Raw genomic sequence first — 20753 nt, forward strand, 5'->3', positions numbered from 1 at the left:
GCCGGGCCGTGCATGACTAATTACACCCGTGTCATTCGCTCGGGTCAAGTCGCGGATCGTAAACCCTCAATCATGTCTTGAAGGTTCTTGACGGTATATCGGCGTGTCGCCGATGGGAACGCGGACTCGGGCGAGGACATCGCGCGTCAGTGCCCCGGAGACGCGATGAACACCTCACCGACGCCGGACAGGCGCAACTCGGTCTCGTCGTCCGATGCATAGGCGACGGCCCCGACGGGCAGATCGATCGCGGCATCCGCTCCTTCGACGCGAACGGCTCCGCCCGTGACGAGCACCATGGTCCGGCCGTCGACGGGCGTACTCGTCGGAGAGCCGTCGAGCACGATGCGGCGCAGGGCGAAGTCCGGAACCGGCACGTCGTACGTCGTGATCGCGCCCTCCTCGGCGGGGCGCAGCACCGGGACGACCCCGGGTGCCGTATCGACGAGCGACAGGAGTTCCGGCACGTCGATCCGCTTGGGTGTGAGTCCCCCGCGGAGCACGTTGTCGCTGGCGGCCATGATCTCCACACCGAGGCCCGAGAGGTAGGCGTGCAGGAGACCGGCGCGGAGGAAGACGCCCTCGCCCCGGCGGAGCACGACGTGGTTCATCAACAGCGCGACCACGACACCCGGGTCACCCGGATAGGTGTCCGCGATCCGGGCGATCGCGCGCAGAGTCTCGCTCCACTCCCCGGCATCCCCACGGGAGGCGGTGACGACCGCTTCGATGACACCGTCCACGGCTTCGCCCGCCGACCCGTCGAGCAGCCACTCGAGGGTGTCGCGCAGGACATCGCCCTCGGCGGAGAGCCGCTCCCGGAGCCTGACGACGGCGGTGGTGGGTGCGAGAGCGTCGATGAGCCGTAGCGTCTGCGCGACGGGGCGCAGACCGCTGAGCGACTCGAATCGTTCGCTCAGCGCGACCAGCAGCTCGGGCTTGTGGTTCGCATCGCGGTAGTTGCGCTGCGGGTCATCGAGGGCGAGGCCGCTCTCGCGCTCCCATCCCTCCTTCGCCTGGGCGATGGTCGGATGCACCTGGATCGACAGCGGCTGCGCTGCCGCGAGCAGCTTCAGCAGATACGGAAGCGTCCCACCGGTGACCGCGTCGAGCGTGCCGCCGCCCACCACATCCGCGGGGTCGCCCGGGTGATCCCCGAACCAGACCTCCGCCTCGGGGGCGCCGCTCGGGGCACGCCCTTCGAGCTCGGCGAGAAGGGTCTCCGATCCCCAGGCGTAGTCGCGGGGTGCATTGGTGAGGTGCAGCAGCATGATCCCAGCGTAGAGTGCGCCACGCCGCTCACAGACGCACCCGACCGCCTCGCGGTACCCTGATCGCGATGGCCCAGTACACCCAGCATCCGGTGAGCGCCCCGCCGACCGCCCCCGAGCGGGAATCGACGGGGCATCTGCTGTTGCGCGGGTACGTGACCCTCACCCTCTTCATCACCTTCGCGCATACTGCCGTCTACAACCTCCTCGGCATGCTCGGCGCAGCCGTCGTGCTCGTCGTGTTCACGCTCGCCACCGTCGCCATCGGCGTCCCGATGCTGGCGCGCAACCGCCCTCAGGCATTCCGCTGGCGGCGACTGCCGTGGACGGCTCTCGGGTATACGACCCTCGCCCTCGTCTCGGTCGCCTGGTCGCAGTGGCGGGGACCGACGCTGCTCACCTGGCTGCTCCTCGCCGCGGTGACCGTCAACGGCCTGTTCATCGCGCACGTGCTGACGTGGCACGAGATCGTGCGTGCGCTCTCGTCGACGTTCAAATGGATCCTCGGGTTGTCGATCGCTCTCGAGCTGTGGGTGTCGCTGGTGATCCACGGCCCGCTGCTTCCGAACTTCGCCGTCATCCCCGAAGACGGGATCGACCCGCAGCTGTACTGGGTGCGCGACAACCTGTTCGACGGAGGCCGGCTCCAGGGCATCGTGGCGAACGCGAACATCCTCGCGATCATCTCCCTGTTCGCGATCCTCACCTTCGGAGTGCTCTTCGCCGCTCGCGCGCGCTGGCGGACGACGCTCGCGCTGTGGATGCTGCTCGCCGCATTCTTCCTCGTGCGCACCGCATCGACCACCGCCCTCGTCTGCGCGGCGGCCGTCGGGGTCGCGCTGGCCGTCGCACTCCTCATGCGTCGCGCCCGAACACCCGGCGACCGCACGCGCATCTACGTGATCGCGATCGGAGGCTCCGCCGTGCTCGCCGCCGTCGTCTGGCTGCTGCGGGAGCCGCTGCTCGCCCTGGTCGGCCGCAGCTCCGACCTGACGGGACGCTCCGACAAGATCTGGACCGCGGTGCTCGAGCGCGCAGCCCAGCATCCGTTGTTCGGTAACGGCTTCTCGAGCCCGTGGATTCCCGACGATCCCGCTTTCGACGGATGGATCGTCGACCACGGCCTCACGGTGTTCCATGCGCACAACATGTGGCTCGACGTGCTCATGCAGCTCGGGATCCTCGGCGTGATCCTGATGGGCATCTCTTACCTCAGCCTGCTCTGGCGGTCGTGGTTCTTCGCCGTCGATCGTCCACGGTGGGACCTCAACTCCTCACGCAACTTCTCTCCGATCACGCTCCTGCCGAGCATGTTCACGATCGTGCTTCTGGTGCAGGGACTCTCAGAGTCGACCCCGATCATGCTCTGGGGGTGGATGCTGCTGGTGATGTTCACGTTCAAGCTCAAGTCGGTGCCCCTGATCGGCGTCGGCGAGCGGGAGCAGTTGTTCGACCGCGGCGCACGCGCCCGGCGGATCCCGTGACGTCGACGAGCCGCACCGTCCGTCTCCTCGGGTCGGTCGAGATGGCCCGGGCGTTCACGCTCGCGGTGATCACCGCGGTGTTCGGATCGTTCGCGATCGAGCGGCTGACCTCGCGCGTGTCGCTTGCGACGATCATCGCCGTGCTCTGCCTGCTCGGGGCGGCGATCCTGTGGGCGCGACGCGAGGAGCTCTCCGCCCTGCGCCTGGCGCCGTTCTCGCTGTACGCCTTCCTCGGCTGGGCCCTGGTGAGCCTGGTGTGGACGACCGACCGCGGCGAGACGCTGCTGGGGTGGTCATCGCTGTTCGGCTACGCGTTCCTCGCCCTCACCGTCGGACACATCCGGGACACCCTGCAGACCGTGCGCGCTCTCGGTGATGCGCTGCGCGGGCTCCTTGTCGTGTCTCTCGCGCTCGAGATCCTCTCCGGCATCCTGCTCGACGTGCCCTTCGCCGCCCTCGGCATCCAGGGGAGCCTCGCGGCCGGCGGTCCCGTCCAGGGCATCTTCGGCAGCCGGAACATGCTCGGCTTCATCGCCGTGATCGCCCTCATCACCTTCGTGATCGAGTGGCGCACCCAGTCCGTGAGCCGGGCGATCGCCATCCCGTCGATCGCTCTCGCGGCATTCCTCGCCGCCCTCTCGTCCTCCCCTACCGTGCTCGTCCTCGCGGCTGCGGTGGGGATCGTGACGGCAGCGCTGACCCTGGTGCGGCACTCGCCGCCGGCCCGACGCAGCATCGTGCAATGGTCGCTCAGCGTCCTCGTCACCGCCGCGCTGGCGGTCGCGTTCGCCTTCCGGCACCAGATCATCGCCCTGCTCGACGCGGGTTCGGACTTCTCGATCCGCGCGACCCTGTGGAACACCATCCTGGACTTCGTCGCCCTCAAACCGATCGAGGGCTGGGGCTGGTTCGGGTCATGGGCACGGGGCGAGTACCCCTTCACGTACATCAACTTCTTGCTCGACGACCGTCATCAGAGCGCGCTGAACGCCTTCTTCGACGTTCTTCTCCAGCTCGGCACCGCCGGACTCGTGCTCTTCCTCCTGCTCGGAGGCGTCGCGCTCGTCCGTTCCTGGTTGGTCGCGAGCGTGCGGCGTTCCGTCGTCTACGCGTGGACGCCCATCACGCTGATCACGCTCGCCGTCGACTCGGTCTTCGAGAGCTTCACACTGGTGGGAGCCGGATGGTTCCTGCTCGTGCTCTGCGCGCTGCGCGCCGGACAGTCGCGCTCGTGGCGCGAGAACATCGACGCCGCCCAGACGGGTGTGATCCCCACCCTGCGTGCGCAGGGCTGAGCGAACGCTCGATCAGAGGGCGTCGGAGGCGGCGCGCACGGCGGGCAGCTTGTCCGCCCAGTCGAGGGCGTCGCGCACGCCGTCGTCGGTCGATCGCTCCGCCCGCCAGCCGAGCAGATCGTGCGCGCGCTCGACGATCGCGAAGGCTCCGGCCTGGTCTCCCGCACGGCGGGGCGCATCGATCACGGGGAGGGGCTCCCCCGTCACCCGCTCGAAGGCGGCGACCAGTTCGCGCACGGTGACGCCGTCGCCGGTTCCCAGATTGATCACCCGGTAGGGATCCGGGGTCGTCACGATGTCGTCGAAGCGCTGCACGGCGGCGACATGGGCGAGAGCGAGGTCCCACACATGGATGTAGTCGCGCAGGCCCGAACCGTCGCGCGTGGGCCAGTCGGTGCCGGTGATCGTGAACGGCACGCCCTCGGCCTTCGCCTGCATGATCCTGCCGAGCGCATGAGTCGGTCGCGGGTTCTGCAGCCCGGTGCGCAGACGCGGGTCCGCGCCGATCGGGTTGAAGTAGCGCAGAGCGATCGCGCGGAAGTCGCCGGCCACCGCCGAATCGTGCAGGATCTGCTCGACCATGGCCTTGGTCGAGGCGTACGGGCTCGACGGTGCGAGCGCCCCGGACTCGTCGACCCCGCCTCCGGTCTCGGCCGCGTAGACCGCGGCGGAGGAACTGAAGACGATCCGGTCGATCCCGGCCCGGCGCAGGCGCGCGAGGAGCAGCACCGTCTTGCCCACGTTCGTGTCGTAGTAGCCCAGGGGATCGTCGACGGACTCGGGCACGACGATCCGCGCGGCGCAGTGCACGACGGCGTCGATGTCGGGGTGGTCGGCCAGCACCCGGTCGAGGACCTCGGCATCCGCGATGTCGCCGACGTAGAGGCCCCGCCCCTCGCCGAACGCGCGCAACCCGGTCGACAGATCGTCGATCAGGACCGTCTCGATCCCGGCCTCCAGGCATGCCGTCGCGACGGTCGATCCGATGTATCCCGCACCGCCGGTGATCAATACCTTCATCGCCCGCCATCCTATCCCGCGCCCCCGACCCCGCCCGGAACCCGCCGACCCTCCGCGGATCCCGAGGTGGCGGAGGGTAGGCTACTCACTGCTCGCAGAGTCCACTGCTCCGCCCGTCCGGCGGCAGTCGGCGCAACCCCTTCGGAGAACTCCCCCGTGGCCCACGTCCTGCAGAACGTCGTCTTCCCGCTCGATCGCGACCCCGACCTCCTCCCGCTGTACGCCGACCCCGAGACGTGGTCGGTCATCGAGAACGAGCCGGTGCGCGTGTCGAACCGCGCGCACCTGGGCAACATCCTCGGTCGCCACCGCGCCCGCATCGTCGCGGGGCGACGAGTATCGCTCGGCACGTACTTCAACGCGTTCCCCGCCTCCTACTGGCAGCACTGGACGAGCATCCGCCAGGTGCAGCTCACCGTCCGCACCCAGGGGTCCGCGACGATCCTGGTGTACCGGTCGAACGGTTCCGGTGTGCGTCAGCGCGTCGCCACGAGCGAGGTGACCGGCGATTCGTCGACGACCTTCGATCTCGAACTCACCCAGTACAGCGACGGCGGCTGGCTGTGGTTCGATGTCGTCGCCGACGAGAGCAACGTCATCCTCGACGGCGCGGAGTGGACCACCGAGCAGGCACCCGCCCGCACGGGTAAGGCCTCGCTGGGCATCACGACCTACAACAAGCCCGACTACTGCGTGGAGACCCTGCAGGCCCTCGCCGCCTCCCCCGATGCCCTCGAGTTCGTCGACCGCATCTTCCTCGTCGATCAGGGCACCCAGCTCGTCGCCGACCAGGAGGGCTTCACGGAGGTCGCGGCCGAACTCGGCGAGACCCTCCAGGTGATCCGGCAGGCGAACCTCGGCGGCTCCGGCGGCTTCGCCCGTGCGATGCACGAGACCCTCCAGCGCCCCGAGAGCGACTTCGTGCAGCTCCTCGACGACGACGTGCGCATCGAGCCGGAATCGCTGCGCCGCTCCGTCGTGTTCGGGCAGTACGCGACGAACCCCGTGCTCGTGGGCGGCCACATGTTCGATCTGCTCGACCGACCCAAGCTGCACGGCTGGGCCGAGGTCGTCGACGAAGCGCCGTTCATGTGGCGCAACCTCTACCAGGAGGAGATGCCGCACGACTTCGGCGCCTCCAATCTGCGCCAGTCACCGCTGCTGCACATGCGCATGGATTCCGCCTACAACGGGTGGTGGATGTGCCTCATCCCCCTCGACGCGATCCGCAAGGTCGGGCTCTCGCTTCCCGCGTTCATCAAGTGGGACGATGCCGAATTCTGCCTCCGCGCGGGCGAGGCGGGATTCCCGACCGTGTCGATGCCGGGCGTGGCCCTCTGGCACGTGTCCTGGGTCAACAAGGACGACACCATCGACTGGCAGGCCTACTTCCACGCCCGTAACCGCATCGTCGCCGGCCTCCTGCACTCGAACGCCCCGAAGGGCGGTCGCCTGATCCGGCACAGCCGCCGCGTGGACCTCAAGCACCTGATGATGATGCAGTACTACCCCGTGGCCCTCCGCGCACGCGCCCTGCGCGACGTGCTCTCGGGCCCCGACCACATGCGGCGCACACTTGCGACCGCGATGCCGGCTGCCCGAGCGCTGTCGTCGGAGTACCCCGAGACCGTGATCCACAAGGACCCGACGGCCGTCCTCCACTCGCGTCGTGGACGCCAGGTCTTCCAGCGACAGCGCTCGCGGCACGAGTACGACAGCCCGAGCGGCCTGGCCCTGCGCAAGTTCACGCTGACGACACTGATCGCGCACTGGATCCACAAGCCCGACCCTGCGAACGTCGCCCAGCCCGAGGTGGAGTTCGGCAAGGACGATGCGCACTGGTGGCGCCTTCCGGTGTTCGACAGTGCGCTCGTCAGCACGGCCGACGGCTCCGGCAAGAACATCTACACGCGCGACCGCGCGAAGTACCGTCGGATGTTGCGCGAGAGCGTGCGCCTCCACGCAGAACTGCAGCGCAGGTGGCCGGAGCTGCAGAAGCAGTACCGAGATGCGCTGCCCGGACTCGTCTCGCCAGAATCCTGGGAGCAGATCTTCGAGGAGCAGGCATGACCGAGGCATCCGTCGCCTTCGACCCGGCCACGGCGACGATCGTCATCGTCACCTACAACCGCTCGCACCTGCTCACCGGCCTACTCGAGAGCATCACCGCGATGGACCCGAAGCCGGGACACGTGGTGATCATCGACAACGCCTCCGCCGACGACACGACCGAGGTCGTGGAGTCCTTCCGTGCGCGAGTCGGCACCGAGATCGTCTACCGACGCCTCGAGACGAACACGGGTGGATCCGGTGGGTTCAGCGAGGGCATGCGCACGGCGTACGAGCTGGGTTCCGAATGGATCTGGATGATGGACGACGACGTCGAGGTCATCCCCGACGGCCTCGCGAAGATGGGCAAGTGGTCGTCGCGATTCAAGAGCATCCAGGGACGCCGCTACGACTACGACGGCAGCGAGTTCTACTGGCAGTACCGCATCGCCGAGCGCATGGGCATCCCGATTCCGTTCGCGCCGTCCGGTTTCGACGCGTCCGGGTTCAAAGAGATGAACAGCGGATGCTTCGAGGGGATGTTCATCCACCGCTCGATCGTGAAGCGGATCGGCCTCCCCGACCATCGCTTCTTCATCTACTGGGACGACCAGATGTACGGCTGGCTGGCTTCGCGCCTCACCACCGCCGTGATCGTCGATGAGTTCGTGCTGCGGCGCACCCGTGAGATCAAGCAGTGGGATATGGGCATCCGCCACATGAACGCGTCGAGCAATGCCTATCGCTTCTACATCATGCGCAACCGTGCCCACATCAAGCACTACTACCGCATCCACGACAACTACAACCCGGTGCTCTTCGGTGTGGGAACGGCCATGACGTTCGCGAAAGAACTGATCCGCCTGGTCTTCGTCGAACGCACCGTTCGCGGGACGAGCAACCTGTTCCGCGGTCTCAAGGAGGGGCGCAAGATCTCCCGCGACCGCTCCTGGCAGCCGATGCCGCCCCTGGAGGCATGATGTCGAACGATCCGCAGCCCGAACTTCGCTGGGCGCCCATCCCGCCCAAGCCGAAGAATCGTGCGCGCATCTGGGTCATCATCGGTTCGGTGATCCTGGCCCTGGTGATCGTCGCGGGCTTACTGTGGTTCTTCGTGCTCCGGGGAGAGACCCCGGGAGGTGCCCCATCACCGTCTCCGTCGTCATCGGAGACCGCGAGCCCGTCCCCGTCGGACGAGCCCACACCGGGAGCGTCCGAAAATCCGACCGAGGAGCCGGGTACTCCTCCGGTCGCACCGGCTCCCGAGCTCGACGCCTTCGTGACGCAGGTCCAGCCTCGCGTCGACGACGGCGTCCGCGGTCTCGACATGCTCGCTCAGCTCAGCGGGCAGGATGCCATCGGAGTCGTCGATCAGCTGCAGCAGGACGCCCAGCGGCTGGCGGAGACGACACCTCCCACGTCGATCACCGACTCCTGGTTCACCGCCGTCTCGGAGTACTCCACGGCACTGACCGAGGTCCGCTCCACCGCCGAGAACGGCGAGAGCACGAGCGATTCGGTGACGACCGCCCGCGAGCGTCTCCAGGCGCTGCGGGATCTCGTCGGCATCTGATGCGGCTCCGGCCCGGAAGTCGACCGGTAAACTGCACTTTTGCGCATGACGCGCCCCGCGCGCTTCGATCGGACGAAGGATACGGACATGGCTGAGCGGAAGACCACCGGAGAGGACGCATGACGAAACGGCTCGCGCTCGTCGCACATTACGACCCGCGTGGCGAAGCGGCTCCGCACGTCCTGCGCCAGCTCGACGAGCTCGGTACGCAGTTCGACGAGGTGGTTCTCGCAACGACGGTCGACCTGTCCCCCTCCGCTGCAGAAGCGATCTCCTCACGTGCCACGCTGATCCGTCGAGCCAACTACGGCCACGACTTCGGTTCGTGGAGGGACTGCCTCGAACGCTATGACTGGGCGCAGTCCTATGACGAGGTCCTTCTGACCAACGACTCCTACGTCGGATTCTTCCGGCCACTCGGCCGCATCATGCAGACGATGAGCATGCGACCGGTGGAGCTGTGGGGCATCACGCAGAGCGCCAGGCACTCCCTGCACATCCAGAGTTATTACTTGCACTTCACTCGCGAGGCTCTTCACTCGCTGGCGTTCCGTCGGTTCTGGACGGACTCGAAACCCGCACCCGACCGCCAGACCGCCATTCAGCTGCAAGAGGTCGGAATCAGCCGAGCGATGTCCGACGCCGGGTACCGCTTCGACGCGTACTTCACGCCGACGCACGACGAACGCCTGCGAGCCACCCGTCGCGGAGTGCACTGGCTGCGGCAGCGCCGCAAGAGTTTTCCCGCCCGATTCGACACGCTCGAAGACGGGTACTTCGATGCCCGGCAGTGGCGCGACCCCGCCCAGGCGGACAACCTCAACTGGTCGAGCGCTTTCGCCGACTCCAGTCTCGATGACGGCCGTCTGCCGCTCATCAAGCTCGACACGCTGCGTTACGACCCTTATTGGTTGGGCGCGGGCTCCCTCCTCGAAGAGCTCGAGAAGAAGTACCCCGTGCAGATGGCCGGCGTGCGCGAGTACCTCATCGCGACGCAGCCGTACTACAGCCAGCGCCGGTACGAGAACTACGGCTTCGCGCGGTTGAACGCCGCGGAACGTCTCATGTTCGGATATCGCACCCCGCAGCCCCGCCACCTGAGAGGACGCGCCTCCCATGTCGTCGATTCGTGAGATCTCGCGCCTCGCGCGACGAGTGCCCGTGCTCAAGGACGTGCTGGAGTCGACCGACCCTCGGCGACGCGCGGAACGTCTGGCGCGGACCGGAGTCGTCGACGCCGCACTCTATGCCGCACAGCTCGGAGTGCCCTCGATCAGCGTGGAGGACGCGGCGGCGCATTACGCCTCTGTGGGATTCCGCTGGGGCTACACGCTGAACGTGCTGACCGATCCGTATGTGATCCGCCGCGCCATGATCCGCACCGACAGACCGGCTCTCTACGACTACTTCAACTCCCGGGCATGGCATGCGAACACCACCGGAGTGTGGAGCGTGAAGCGCTACGCCGACGAGTACCCGGAGTCGCTCGAGCACCCCGCGGGCCCCGTCGGTCACCTCTGGGAGCGCGTGCGACGGGATGCCTCCACCGAGGTCATCATCGAGCCCGGGGGTGCCCGGCCGCTGCCCTGGTCGGAGATCTACCCCGTGCTCTTCGACGCGACGGTCGCATGGGCCGCGCTGCAGCGCGATAGGCGCAACCGCTACCCGCGGGCGGAACTCGAACACGCCGAATCCCTCGAGTTCGATGGTCCGGCAACAGGAGCTCGAGCGAGCATCATCATGCCGGTGTGGAATCGTGGGGGCGCTATGCGCACCGCTGTCGAATCCGTCCTCGCGCAGTCCTGGGAGGACTGGGAGTTGCTCATCGTCGACGACGGCTCCTGGGACGACACCGTCGCCGTCGCCGAGCTGCTTGCCGCCCGCGATCCGCGCATCCGCCTCCTCCGACAGGATCATCTCGGAGTATGCGCCGCCCGCAACGCGGGAATCGCGGAGGCGACGGGCGAGTTCATCGCCTTCCTCGACAGCGACAACACGTGGAAGCCGCATTTCCTCCGCGACATGGTGACGACCATGACGCGGGACTCCTTGACCAGCGCCTACGCCACGATCGCGCTCGACGATGGTCGAACCGTCCGCTACAGGTACGGTTCGCCGGCCCCGCAGAGTCTTATTCTCGGCAACTCGATCGACCTCAACACTCTGGTCGCGCGAAAAGAAGCGGTCGTCGAGGTGGGCGGCTTCGATCCCGAGCTCCGGCGCGCCGTGGATTACGATCTGATCCTCAAACTCGCAGCGCATTCGCCGATCACGCACGTCCCGACGCTCGGTGCCCACTACGACAATGCGGATGACGCTGCCGACCGGATCTCGACCACCGAGGCCATCGGTTGGAACACGTCCGTGCGACTGCGCCACTCGAGTGTCGAGGCGTCGGACGTCGTCGGCGCCGCCACTATCGTGACGCTCATCCAGCCGCACGACCCCATCCTGCACACGAAGCTGGCCGCGCTCGCCGACGCGCCCGAGGGAACCGATGTGCGCTTCGTCGGCGTCGGAGTGCGTCCCGATCAGTGGCGTCAGATCAGCGCCGCAGCTCACGGCCGCGATCGCGTGTCCGCTGCCCTCCACCAGGACGGCGAACCGTTCGCGTACGTGGTGGATCTCGAGCTCTCCCGAAGCCGCAGCGCCGTCTTCGCGGTGGTCGATCCACGTTCCACCTTCTCCCGCGACACCCTCGTCGATCTGATCGAGGAGGTTGCGACGCACGGATCCGATGCGGTGATCCCGCTCACGCTCGGGCTGGACGGCACCGTCGAGAGCGTGGGCTCGATGCTCGTCGGAGCCTACGGGGCCCCGGTGGCGATCCTCGGTGGACACCCCGCTGAGGATGCCCGACGTCTCGGCGACCGCGTGGCGGTGAGTGCCCTCTCCGGACGCACGTTCGCCATCGGTCGCGAGGTCCTCGAGTCGATCGGTGGGATCGACCCGCTCCTCTACAACGAGCATGAACTCGCCGGACTGAGCGCCGGCCTCAGCGGGCACGGATTGGTCGCCCGCACGGATATCGTGCTCACGCAGGTTTCTCCCGCCCGCGAGTTCACGGTGACCGACCCAGCGGGGACGACGAATGCCCTCCGCGCGAAGAATCTGCCGGTCATCTCTTCCGACGGCGACGAGGCTTACGCTCGGGCCGGACTGCGTGTCGCGCACTGGCGCCGGGAACTTCCCCCGCCCCTCGAGCCCCACGAGATCGGCAAGCGCGTGACGCCGCCCATGCCTCTGGTTCCCGTCGTGGTCCGGGATCGACGCGATGTCGAGATCGACGGCCGCACGGTGCCTCGGCTGCGGTGGGCGATCAAGACCGCCTCACCCGCCGGGCCGAAGGGCGAGACCTGGGGCGACACGCATTTCGGCCGTTCACTCGCCGCCGCCCTGGAATCCCTGGGCCAGGAGACTGTCGTCGATGCGCGCGAAGCGCAGCGACGGGGGACGGACTATCTCGACGACGTCGTCGTGCATCTGCGAGGTCTCGACCTCTACGTCCCGTCTCCGGGGGCTCTGTCGTACCTCTGGGTGATCAGTCACCCCGACATGGTGACGAGGCAGGAGGCGCAGGTCTTCGACCGCGTGTTCGCCGCCTCGCTCAGCTGGTCCGCCCAGCAGTCCCACCGCTGGGGCTTCCCGGTCGAGGCGCTGCTGCAGTGCACCGACCCCGACCGCTTCCACCCGGGAGACTCCGCCACCCGGGCGAAGAGCGGCGGCCCGCTCTTCGTCGGCAACAGTCGCGGCATCCCCCGTCCGACCGTCATGGAGTCCATCCGCGCCGGACTCCCCCTCGAGCTCTACGGCGGAGACTGGGGGCGATTCGTTCCCGAGGATGCGATCACGGGTGAGCGCGTCGACAACGCCGAGCTCGGGCAGCTCTACTCCTCGGCCTCGGTCGTACTCAACGACCATTGGGCCGACATGCAACGCGAGGGGTTCATCTCGAATCGTCTGTTCGACGTCGTCGCGGCCGGTGGCCGCGCATTCAGCGACGACGTTCCCGGTATCGATCAGATCTTCGACGGCGCCGTGCAGACCTACGACACCGTCTCCGAGATCGTGCCGTTCCTCGAGAGCGACCTCGACGAGCGCTTCCCCGATGCAGATGCTCTCGCCGAGATCAGCCGGCGCATCCGCGAGGAGCACTCCTTCGCAGCGCGCGCACGCATCCTGCTCGACCACGCGATCGCCGACCTCGCCGCGCAGGGTCGACGGTGAGCGCGATCGACGCGTCCGCGACGCGCCGTCGTCTGCACCGCCCGGACCTCATCGGGTGGGCGCTGCTCGCCATCGTGGTGGTCGGGGCGGTCGTCCGCTTCGGTGGCGTCGGCTGGGGGCTCCCTCTCCAGCTCCACGCCGACGAGTGGGTGGTCGTCGAGGGCGCCATCGACATGGCTCAGCGGAACTCCTTCGCGCCGCCGTTCTTCTTCCGCCCCGATCACCTCGAGACGCAGCTGAGCTACATCGTCTACCAGGCGTGGTCGCACCTCTTCGGCGGCGGATCTCCCGAGACGCTCTTCGCGGTCGACCAGGCCCCCTTCTATGCCCTCGCCCGGGCGACGACGGCGACGCTCGGCACGGCATCCATCGTCGTCGCCTACTTCATCGGCAGCTCGTACACTCGCGCGGCCGGCCTGTGGTCCGCCTTCGCGATCGCGTTCTTCCCCCCTCTCGTCGAGCACTCGCGCTACGCGACGCCCGATGTCCCCCTGGTGTTCGCGGTGCTTCTGACGGTCCTCGGCGCCGTGCGCTACATCCAGCGCGAGAGTTGGCCGTGGCTCGTTCTGGCGTCCGCCGGGGTCGCGATCGGCATCACGGCCAAGTACCCGGCCGTCGCCGCCACCTCCACCATCGCACTCGCGGTGATCGTCGCATCGATCCGGTCACGCCACTACTGGCGGATCCCGGTGCGGGGGGCCGCGGCGATCGTCATGGTCCTCGGGTTCACCTTCGCGTTGTCACCGACGCTGTTCACCAACTTCTCCGAGGTGCGCGCCCAGCTGTTCCAGCAGAACTCGACGGGGCATCTCGGGGCCGATGGCCTGGACTGGTCGGGAAACGCGCTCTTCTACGCGTCCTCGTTCCTGAGCAGCGGCGGCATCATCGTCGTACTCTTCGCCGCCGTGGGTCTCATCGCGGCCGTCACCGGACGGCGGTGGGACATGCTCCCCCTCCTCACGGGGCTGGTGTTCTGGGTGGCGATCTCGATCCTCACTCTGCACTGGGACCGCTGGGGACTCCCGATGTTCATCACCCCCCTCCTGCTGGCGGCCGTCGGGCTCGACGCCGCGTGGCGCTGGACATCCGCGCGCGGGCGCGCGCCGAGGATCATCGTGGGTGCGCTGGCAGCCGTATCCGCGGTCTCGCTCCTGCTGGCATCCTTCGCCCAGCTCGCAGTGGCTCTGGCGCCGGACACCCGGCAGACGGCGGCCGACGACCTCGCCGCTCGAGGGATCGAAGCCGATGACACCTTCTACGACGGCTACACCCCGTTCCGAAGCGACGGTCCCCGCAATCTCGCCGCCGAGCTCACGGTCGTGGGCGACGTCGTCGGCCCGCGCGAGGGGATCGATCGTCTGCCGTACATCCTCACGTCATCGTCGATGGTCAACCGCTACCTCCGGGCCGACAACATGCCGGAGGAGCAGGCCGTGTACTCGGCGATCCAGCAGCTCCCGATCGACACGGAGTGGAACAGCGTGGGCATCGCCCCCGCGTCGCCCTGGGAGCCTGTGCGCATCTGGCAGAGCATCGACTTCCTCGCGAAGGCCGTGGGTGGCGCGAACGGCGGCCCTCAGCTCATCCTGTACCGCACGCCGGAGACATCGACCGAGTGAGCATCCGCCCCGGCCGGTTATCCGCTCAGGCCGGGGCGCTGTCGGCGTTGTACCGATCGAGCACGTCGCCGATCGGCCCGTCGAGCACGAGCGCTCCCTTGTCGAGGTAGAGTCCTCGCACGCAGAACCGACGCAGGTCCCGCTCGTTGTGGCTCACGAAGAACAGCGTCCGCCCCTCGGCGAGCAGCTCGTCGATCCGGCGATAGCACTTCTCACGGAAGGCCTTGTCCCCCACCGCGAGCACCTCGTCGACGAGCAGGATCGGCTCCTCGAGCTGCGAGACGACCGAGAATGCGAGGCGCACCTTCATTCCGTTCGAGAGGTGCTTGTACGGGGTGTCGAGGAAGTCCTGCAGTTCGGCGAACTCGATGATGCCGTCGAACCGGCGGGAGATCTCCGCGCGGCTCATCCCGTGCAGGCCGGCGGTGAGGCGCACGTTCTCGCGCACCGTGAGATCGCCGACGAACCCGCCGGTGAGCTCGATCAACGGGGCGACGCCCTGGTGCACGTCGACACGCCCCTCGTCGGGCAGGAGCACTCCGGCGACGAGCTTCAGCAGGGTCGACTTGCCCTGGCCGTTCCGGCCGACGACGCCGATGGATTCACCGGGCTGCACCGTGAACGAGACGTTCCGGAGGGCCCAGAACTCGCCGGGACGCTTGCCGCGCCCCTTGCCTCCGAAGAGATCTTTGAAACTTCGGCGGCCCCGACGATTACGGCGGAAGCGGACGCCCAGATCGACGACCTCGATCGCGCTCATCACAGCTCCTTCAGGACAGCGGGCTCGAGGCGCCGGAAGACGAGGACGCCGAGCACCAGAACGAGGGCGCTGACGAGGACTGCGCCCAGGACCTCTGTGGGGTTCCACTGATCGGGGAAGAACGCGACCCGGTAGAGGCTGAAGATGCCGAACAGCGGGTTGGCCGCCGCGAACTGGCCGAACGCGCCCGGGAGGTCGGAGCCGGCGTAGATGATCGGGGACGCGTAGAACAGCACGCGAAGGATCAGGCGGGTGGTGCGCTCGAGGTCGGCGTACAGTGCGCACAACGGAGCCACCAGGAGGCCGAGGCCCACCAGCAGCACCGCCTGCAAGAGCACCGCGACGGGGAACCACAGCAACTGCCACGACACCGTCGCGCCCGCGAAGATCGCGAAGGCCGCGAGAACCGGCAGCGAGCAGAGGAACTCTATGCCCTTGCTCAGCACGATTCGATTCACCCAGATGGAGCGCGGGATCGCGGTGGATCGCACGAGCTTGGAGTCGCGACTGAACGCGCGGGTGAAGTCCGTCACGGCCGAGTTGAACCACACCCACGGCAGAAGCGCCGAGATGAGGAAGACGATGTACGGCTGCTCGCCGACGGTGCGCGAGAAGACCTGGGTGAAGACGAACCAGTAGATCAGGCTCATCAGAAGCGGGTCGAGCACCGACCACAGGTACCCCAGCCAGCTCGTGGCGTAGCGCACGCGAAGATCGCGCGCCGACAGGAGCCAGAGGGAGTGCAGGTAGCGGCGCGCCGAACCCGGCGCGCCGATCGAGGTCTCGCTCATCCCGGTGTGAGGAACATCGTCCGGTCGCCGATCAGGCGAGCGTGTTGTTCCACATGGACAGCGCGGAACCGATGGCCATGTGCATGTCGAGGTACTGGTACGTGCCGAGGCGGCCGCCGAAGTGCACGTCCTTCTCCCCCGCCATCAGCTCACGGTAGGCGAGGAGACGCTCACGGTCGGTCGCGGTGTTGACCGGGTAGTAGGGCTCATCGTCGCGGCCGGCGAATCGCGAGAACTCGCGCATGATCACCGTGCGGTCCTTCGGGTAGCGCTCAGCGCGCTCCGGGTGGAAGTGGCGGAACTCGTGAATGCGCGTGAAGGGGACGTCGGCGTCCGGGTAGTTCATGACGCTGGTGCCCTGGAAGTCGCCGATGTCGAGGACCTCCTCCTCGAGGTCGATCGTGCGCCAGCTCAACTCGCCCTCGGTGTACTCGAAGTATCGATCCACGGGGCCGGTGTAGACGATCGGCACCTGCCCGACGACGGCAGCGCGGTTGAGGGGCTGAGCCTCGTCGAAGAAATCCGTCGAGAGGCGCACGTCGATGTTGGGGTGGTCGGCCATGCGCTCGAGCCACGCCGTGTACCCGTCGGTCGGCAGGCCCTCCCACGTGTCGTTGAAATAACGGTTGTCGTACGTGTAGCGGACGGGGAGACGGCTGATGATCGAGGCCGGGAGATCCTTCGCCTCGGTCTGCCACTGCTTGGCCGTGTAATCCCGGATGAACGCCTCGAACAGCGGGCGTCCGATGAGGCCGATGCCGCGCTCCTCGAGGTTGCTCGCGGACGTCGGGTCGAACTCGCCGGCCTGCTCCTGGATGAGAGCCCTCGCCTCGGCCGGGCTGTACGCAGCCTGGAAGAACTGGTTGATCGTGCCGAGGTTGATCGGCAACGGATAGACCACGCCCTTGTGAGCGGAGTACACCCGGTGGACGTAGTTCGTGAAGGTGGTGAAGCGGTTGACGTACTCCCACACCGTCGCGTTCGACGTGTGGAAGAGGTGCGCCCCATAGCGGTGGACCTCGATGCCGGTGGTGGCCTCGGCCTCGCTGTACGCGTTGCCGCCGATGTGGTGGCGTCGTTCGAGGATGGTCACCTTGCGTCCGGCCGCGGCAGCGCGCTCGGCGATGGTGAGTCCGAAGAGACCGGAGCCGACGATGAGGAGGTCCATGGATGCTTCTTTCCTGTCTGGATCCCTGTCGAAGGACCCGTCGCGGCCGGACCCGTCGGTGGGCGGCCGTTGGCGTTCCCATGCTACCTGCGACGGCGCCGCCGCCCGCTCAGGGTCGACGGGGTGCCATGCGGTAGTCTCAATGGGCACCGGCAGGGCGGTGGTGAGCGAAAGCGCAGGTCAGGTGGGCGAGCCGATGAGCACTGGTCGAGACGACAGCGAATCGGGCGTCGCAGACTCCGGCACCGCTGCGGACGAGCCGACCGCCGACGAGGATCGCTCGGTCGCCGGGATGCGGGGGCCGGACGGGCCCCTCCTTCGTCTTTTCCGTGATCGTCGCATCGCCTTCCTCTTCGTCGGCGGCATCAACACCGTCGTCGGATTCGGGTGGTTCGCCCTCTTCGACATCACCGTCGGCCAGCTGTGGGGCTACATGGTGACGCTGCTGTTCGCCCACGTCGCCAGCGTCCTGTGCGCCTTCGTGCTCTACCGCCGCCTCGTCTTCCGCGTCCGCGGTCACGTCTGGACCGACTTGATGCGGTTCGAGCTGGTGTATCTGACCTCGCTCGGCATCAACGCCGTGCTCCTGCCGCTCCTCGTGGAGTTCGCACATCTCCAGCCCATCGTGGCGCAGGCGCTCATCGTCTTCGTCACGACGATGGTGAGTTATTTCGGCCACAGCCTCTTCTCGTTCCGACGCAAGGAGCCCACCGCGTGACGACGCCCACCCTCAGCGTGGTGATCCCCGCCTACAACAACGCCGGCACTCTTGCGGAGACCATCGACTCGGTGCTCGATCAAGAGGGCATCGACTTCGAACTGATCGTGGCGGACCACTCCTCCACCGACGGGTCGGACCGGGTGCTCGACCGCTATCGCGACGACCCGCGCGTCACGATCCTCACCACCGCGAGCGGCGGCGGGGCCGAGCGCAACTGGAATCGGGTGACCGCTGAGGCCCACGGCGAGTACATCAAGCTCGTGTGCGGCGACGACGTGCTGCGGCCGGGCATCCTGGCTCGGCAAGTGGAGCTGCTCCGCACGAGCGGGGCTGTGCTCACCGCCTGCCGGCGCGACGTGACGGATGCCGAGGGCAAGGTGCTGATGCCCGATTGGGGCCTCCGCGGCCTCGGCGCGCCGATGGACGGTGCACGTGCCGCGGCGAAGGCGGTGCGGGCGGGGTCGAACCTGTTCGGCGAGCCGGCATCCGTGACGATGCGGCGCGATGCGCTCGAACGGGCGGGCGGCTGGGATGCGACCTTCCCGTACCTGATCGATCAGGCGACGTACTCCCGTGTACTCCTCGACGGCACGTTCGTGCCCGATCCCGAGACCGGGGCCACCTTCCGACTCTCCGACTCCCAGTGGAGTGCCGTGCTGATCGCGTCGCAGGCCGATCAGGCCCGCCGCTTCCACCGATGGTTCCGCCAGGAGCATCCGTCGGTGGTCTCGGCGTGGGACCTGCGAATCGGCAACGTCCGCGCGAGCGTGATGGCGCGGCTTCGCCGACTCTCCTACACCGTGCTCAGATGGAGGAACCGATGAGCGATCCCTACGTCCATCGCATCAGCGTGGTCACCCCCGTCTACCAGGGCGAGCGCACGCTCGACGCCCTGGCGCAGAGCATCGAGCCCTGGACGCGGGAGTTCACGACCCCCGAGGGCCATCGCGCGATCGTCACGGAGGTCATCCTCAGCTACGATCGCGGACCCGACGACTCGGGTGCGGTCATCCGTCGGCTCGCGGCGTCCAAGCCCTGGATCCGTCCGGTCTGGCTCAGCCGGAACTACGGCCAGCACGCGGCGACCCTCGCCGGGATCGCGAGCTCGGGTGGCGATTGGGTCGTGACGCTCGACGAAGACGGGCAGCACGATCCCGTGTTCATCGGCAGCATGATCGATACGGCGCTGCGTGAGCAGGCGGATCTCGTGTACGCCGCACCGAGCAATCGCCCGCCCCACGGATTCGTGCGGAATACGGCCTCGAAGAGCTCGAAGAAGTTGCTCGAGTCGTTCCTGGGCGGCGGTCGCGCCTCGCAGTTCAACAGCTACCGGTTGATCCTGGGCGAGATCGCGCGCAGCGTCGCCGCCTACGCCGGCACGGGGGTCTACCTCGATGTCGCCCTCAGCTGGGTGTCGGCGCACACGGTGACCTCGCCCGTGCTGCTCCGCGAGGAAGGCGATCGGGACTCCGGATACTCCTATCGGCGTCTCTTCGCGCACTTCTGGCGAATGGTGTTGACGTCCGGCACGCGCGGCCTCCGTTTCGTCACCGGAGTCGGGGCGCTGTTCTTCATCGGCGGGATCGTCTTCGCTCTCTATCTGGTGATCATGCGGGCGTTCGCGGTCGACATCCCAGCGGGGTGGACGTCGCAGATGGTCCTCACCGCGGTCGGGATCGGGGCCATCCTGATGGCGCTCGGAATCGTGGCCGAGTACTTGGGCGTCGCCGTGAGCTCCGCCCTCGGCCGTCCGACGTATCTCATCGTGCGCGATCCTCTGTCCGGCCCCCTGGGGCACCGCGAGCCTGCGTCGAAGGAACCGGGTGGCGAGCGCGGCGCGTAGGTGGGTCATCGGACGCGGGCTCCTCGGTGAGGCGGTCGCGCGTGCCCGATCAGACACCCCGTTCTCCGTGACCGTCGACTGGACGGACCCGGAGCGCGCGAAACGGACGCTGTCCTCCGCGGTGACCGACTTCCTCACCCCCGCAGGCGTGCACGAGATCTATTGGTGCGCCGGGAAGGGCGTCACGTCGACACCCCGCGAACGCCTGCAGGAGGAGGTCGACGTTTTCGAGTCCTTCCTCGCAGCGCTCGGACGCGCCTGTGCGGAGTCCGATGCCGTCGTGGTGCTGTTCCTCACCTCATCCGTCGGCGGCGCGTACGGCGGCGCGGGCGGCGGCCCCTTCACCGAGTACAGCCCCGCAGTGCCCGCATCGGCCTACGGCGAAGCCAAGCTCGACATGGAGCGACTCGCGAGCGCATACGGCGAGGCCCACGGCTGGCGCACGGTGATCGGGCGTCTCACCAACCTCTATGGTCCCGGACAGGATCTCTCGAAGGGCCAGGGGCTGATCTCGACCCTGGTCAACAGCGCGATCACCCTGCAGCCGGCGACGATCTACGTCTCGCTCGACACCTTGCGCGATTACATCTACGAAGACGACGCCGCAGACGTCATCAGCGCCTCGGTTTCCCGAGCGCGCGGACTCGGCGCCGGCGACACCGTGACCAAGATCATCGGCACCGGCCGAGCGGTGTCGGTCGGCGCGATCATCGGCGAGCTTCGCCGGCTGCGACGTCGCTCCGGTTTCTCGCTCGTCGGCCAAGGGGCTGCGGTCGGGCAGGCCCTGGATCTGCGCGTGCGGTCGGAGGTCTGGCCGGACCTCGACGACCTCATCGGTACGAACCTCCCGGAAGGTCTCGACAGAGTGATGCGCGCGCGTCTGGACCTCCTCACGCGCGGCTGAGCCGTCGACGGCGGGGCTCTTCGTATGC

Annotated in this window: 17 protein-coding genes; 12 read left to right on the forward strand and 5 right to left on the reverse strand. The window is 67.8% G+C overall.

Translation table 11 applies throughout. The annotated features are described in order from the left end of the window. Nucleotides 1–146: 146 nt before the first annotated feature. Nucleotides 147–1271, reverse strand: coding sequence for a mannose-6-phosphate isomerase, class I (gene manA / locus ACIPVN_RS04370; RefSeq protein ID WP_400439946.1), 1125 nt, complete (start codon nucleotides 1269–1271; stop codon nucleotides 147–149). Nucleotides 1272–1339: 68 nt separating this feature from the next. Between manA and ACIPVN_RS04375 the strand changes: the two genes are divergently transcribed. Further along, entirely contained in the window at nucleotides 1340–2755 is a 1416-nt protein-coding gene (locus tag ACIPVN_RS04375; protein WP_400439949.1) for an O-antigen ligase family protein, read from the forward strand. Then, complete coding sequence (locus tag ACIPVN_RS04380; protein WP_400439952.1) at nucleotides 2752–4050, forward strand: O-antigen ligase family protein; 1299 nt, start codon at nucleotides 2752–2754, stop codon at nucleotides 4048–4050. Before ACIPVN_RS04375 ends, ACIPVN_RS04380 begins: the two co-directional genes overlap by 4 nt. Nucleotides 4051–4062: 12 nt before the next feature. Here the strand turns inward: ACIPVN_RS04380 and galE are convergent, their stop codons facing one another. Further along, nucleotides 4063–5070 (reverse strand): UDP-glucose 4-epimerase GalE, encoded by a 1008-nt coding sequence (galE, locus tag ACIPVN_RS04385; RefSeq protein WP_400439955.1) that lies wholly within the window; start codon nucleotides 5068–5070, stop codon nucleotides 4063–4065. Nucleotides 5071–5226: 156 nt separating this feature from the next. On the opposite strand from galE, the gene ACIPVN_RS04390 reads away from it, so the two are divergent. From ACIPVN_RS04390 to ACIPVN_RS04415, 6 genes are all read left to right on the forward strand, one after another. Then, on the forward strand, nucleotides 5227–7140 hold the full coding sequence (locus tag ACIPVN_RS04390; RefSeq protein WP_400439958.1) for a glycosyltransferase: 1914 nt from the start codon (nucleotides 5227–5229) through the stop codon (nucleotides 7138–7140). Further along, the gene (locus ACIPVN_RS04395; protein ID WP_400439961.1) at nucleotides 7137–8099 is read left to right on the forward strand and encodes a glycosyltransferase family 2 protein; all 963 of its coding nucleotides are present in this window, start codon (nucleotides 7137–7139) and stop codon (nucleotides 8097–8099) included. The genes ACIPVN_RS04390 and ACIPVN_RS04395 overlap by 4 nt, the downstream gene beginning before the upstream one ends. Next, a complete protein-coding gene (locus ACIPVN_RS04400; protein WP_400439964.1) occupies nucleotides 8096–8692 on the forward strand; it encodes a hypothetical protein in 597 nt (198 codons plus the stop codon). The genes ACIPVN_RS04395 and ACIPVN_RS04400 overlap by 4 nt, the downstream gene beginning before the upstream one ends. Before the next feature lie 119 nt (nucleotides 8693–8811). Next, the gene (locus ACIPVN_RS04405) at nucleotides 8812–9825 is read left to right on the forward strand and encodes a rhamnan synthesis F family protein (protein WP_400439966.1); all 1014 of its coding nucleotides are present in this window, start codon (nucleotides 8812–8814) and stop codon (nucleotides 9823–9825) included. Then, a complete protein-coding gene (locus tag ACIPVN_RS04410) occupies nucleotides 9809–12919 on the forward strand; it encodes a glycosyltransferase (protein ID WP_400439968.1) in 3111 nt (1036 codons plus the stop codon). Before ACIPVN_RS04405 ends, ACIPVN_RS04410 begins: the two co-directional genes overlap by 17 nt. Further along, a complete protein-coding gene (locus ACIPVN_RS04415) occupies nucleotides 12916–14538 on the forward strand; it encodes a phospholipid carrier-dependent glycosyltransferase (RefSeq protein WP_400439971.1) in 1623 nt (540 codons plus the stop codon). The genes ACIPVN_RS04410 and ACIPVN_RS04415 overlap by 4 nt, the downstream gene beginning before the upstream one ends. A 25-nt stretch (nucleotides 14539–14563) precedes the next feature. On the opposite strand, the gene ACIPVN_RS04420 is transcribed toward ACIPVN_RS04415, so the two are convergent. The 3 genes from ACIPVN_RS04420 to glf are packed head-to-tail and all read right to left on the reverse strand — an operon-like array spanning nucleotide 14564 to nucleotide 17257. Then, nucleotides 14564–15298 (reverse strand): ABC transporter ATP-binding protein, encoded by a 735-nt coding sequence (locus ACIPVN_RS04420; protein ID WP_400439974.1) that lies wholly within the window; start codon nucleotides 15296–15298, stop codon nucleotides 14564–14566. Beyond that, the gene (locus ACIPVN_RS04425; RefSeq protein WP_400439977.1) at nucleotides 15298–16089 is read right to left on the reverse strand and encodes an ABC transporter permease; all 792 of its coding nucleotides are present in this window, start codon (nucleotides 16087–16089) and stop codon (nucleotides 15298–15300) included. The genes ACIPVN_RS04420 and ACIPVN_RS04425 overlap by 1 nt, the downstream gene beginning before the upstream one ends. 31 nt (nucleotides 16090–16120) lie before the next feature. Beyond that, nucleotides 16121–17257: a UDP-galactopyranose mutase gene (glf, locus tag ACIPVN_RS04430; protein WP_400439980.1), complete on the reverse strand. Its 1137-nt coding sequence runs from the start codon at nucleotides 17255–17257 to the stop codon at nucleotides 16121–16123. A 196-nt stretch (nucleotides 17258–17453) separates the two neighbouring features. Here glf and ACIPVN_RS04435 point away from each other — a divergent pair, with 196 nt between their 5' ends. The 4 genes from ACIPVN_RS04435 to ACIPVN_RS04450 are packed head-to-tail and all read left to right on the forward strand — an operon-like array spanning nucleotide 17454 to nucleotide 20725. Beyond that, entirely contained in the window at nucleotides 17454–17975 is a 522-nt protein-coding gene (locus ACIPVN_RS04435) for a GtrA family protein (protein WP_400439983.1), read from the forward strand. Continuing rightward, nucleotides 17972–18802 (forward strand): glycosyltransferase family 2 protein, encoded by an 831-nt coding sequence (locus tag ACIPVN_RS04440; protein WP_400439986.1) that lies wholly within the window; start codon nucleotides 17972–17974, stop codon nucleotides 18800–18802. Before ACIPVN_RS04435 ends, ACIPVN_RS04440 begins: the two co-directional genes overlap by 4 nt. After that, the gene (locus ACIPVN_RS04445) at nucleotides 18799–19821 is read left to right on the forward strand and encodes a glycosyltransferase (protein WP_400439989.1); all 1023 of its coding nucleotides are present in this window, start codon (nucleotides 18799–18801) and stop codon (nucleotides 19819–19821) included. Before ACIPVN_RS04440 ends, ACIPVN_RS04445 begins: the two co-directional genes overlap by 4 nt. Then, complete coding sequence (locus ACIPVN_RS04450) at nucleotides 19802–20725, forward strand: NAD-dependent epimerase/dehydratase family protein (protein ID WP_400439992.1); 924 nt, start codon at nucleotides 19802–19804, stop codon at nucleotides 20723–20725. Before ACIPVN_RS04445 ends, ACIPVN_RS04450 begins: the two co-directional genes overlap by 20 nt. The last annotated feature ends 28 nt before the right edge of the window (nucleotides 20726–20753 follow it).

Origin of the sequence: Microbacterium sp. NPDC090003 (assembly GCF_044748385.1) — a bacterium.
GTDB lineage: Bacteria > Actinomycetota > Actinomycetes > Actinomycetales > Microbacteriaceae > Microbacterium.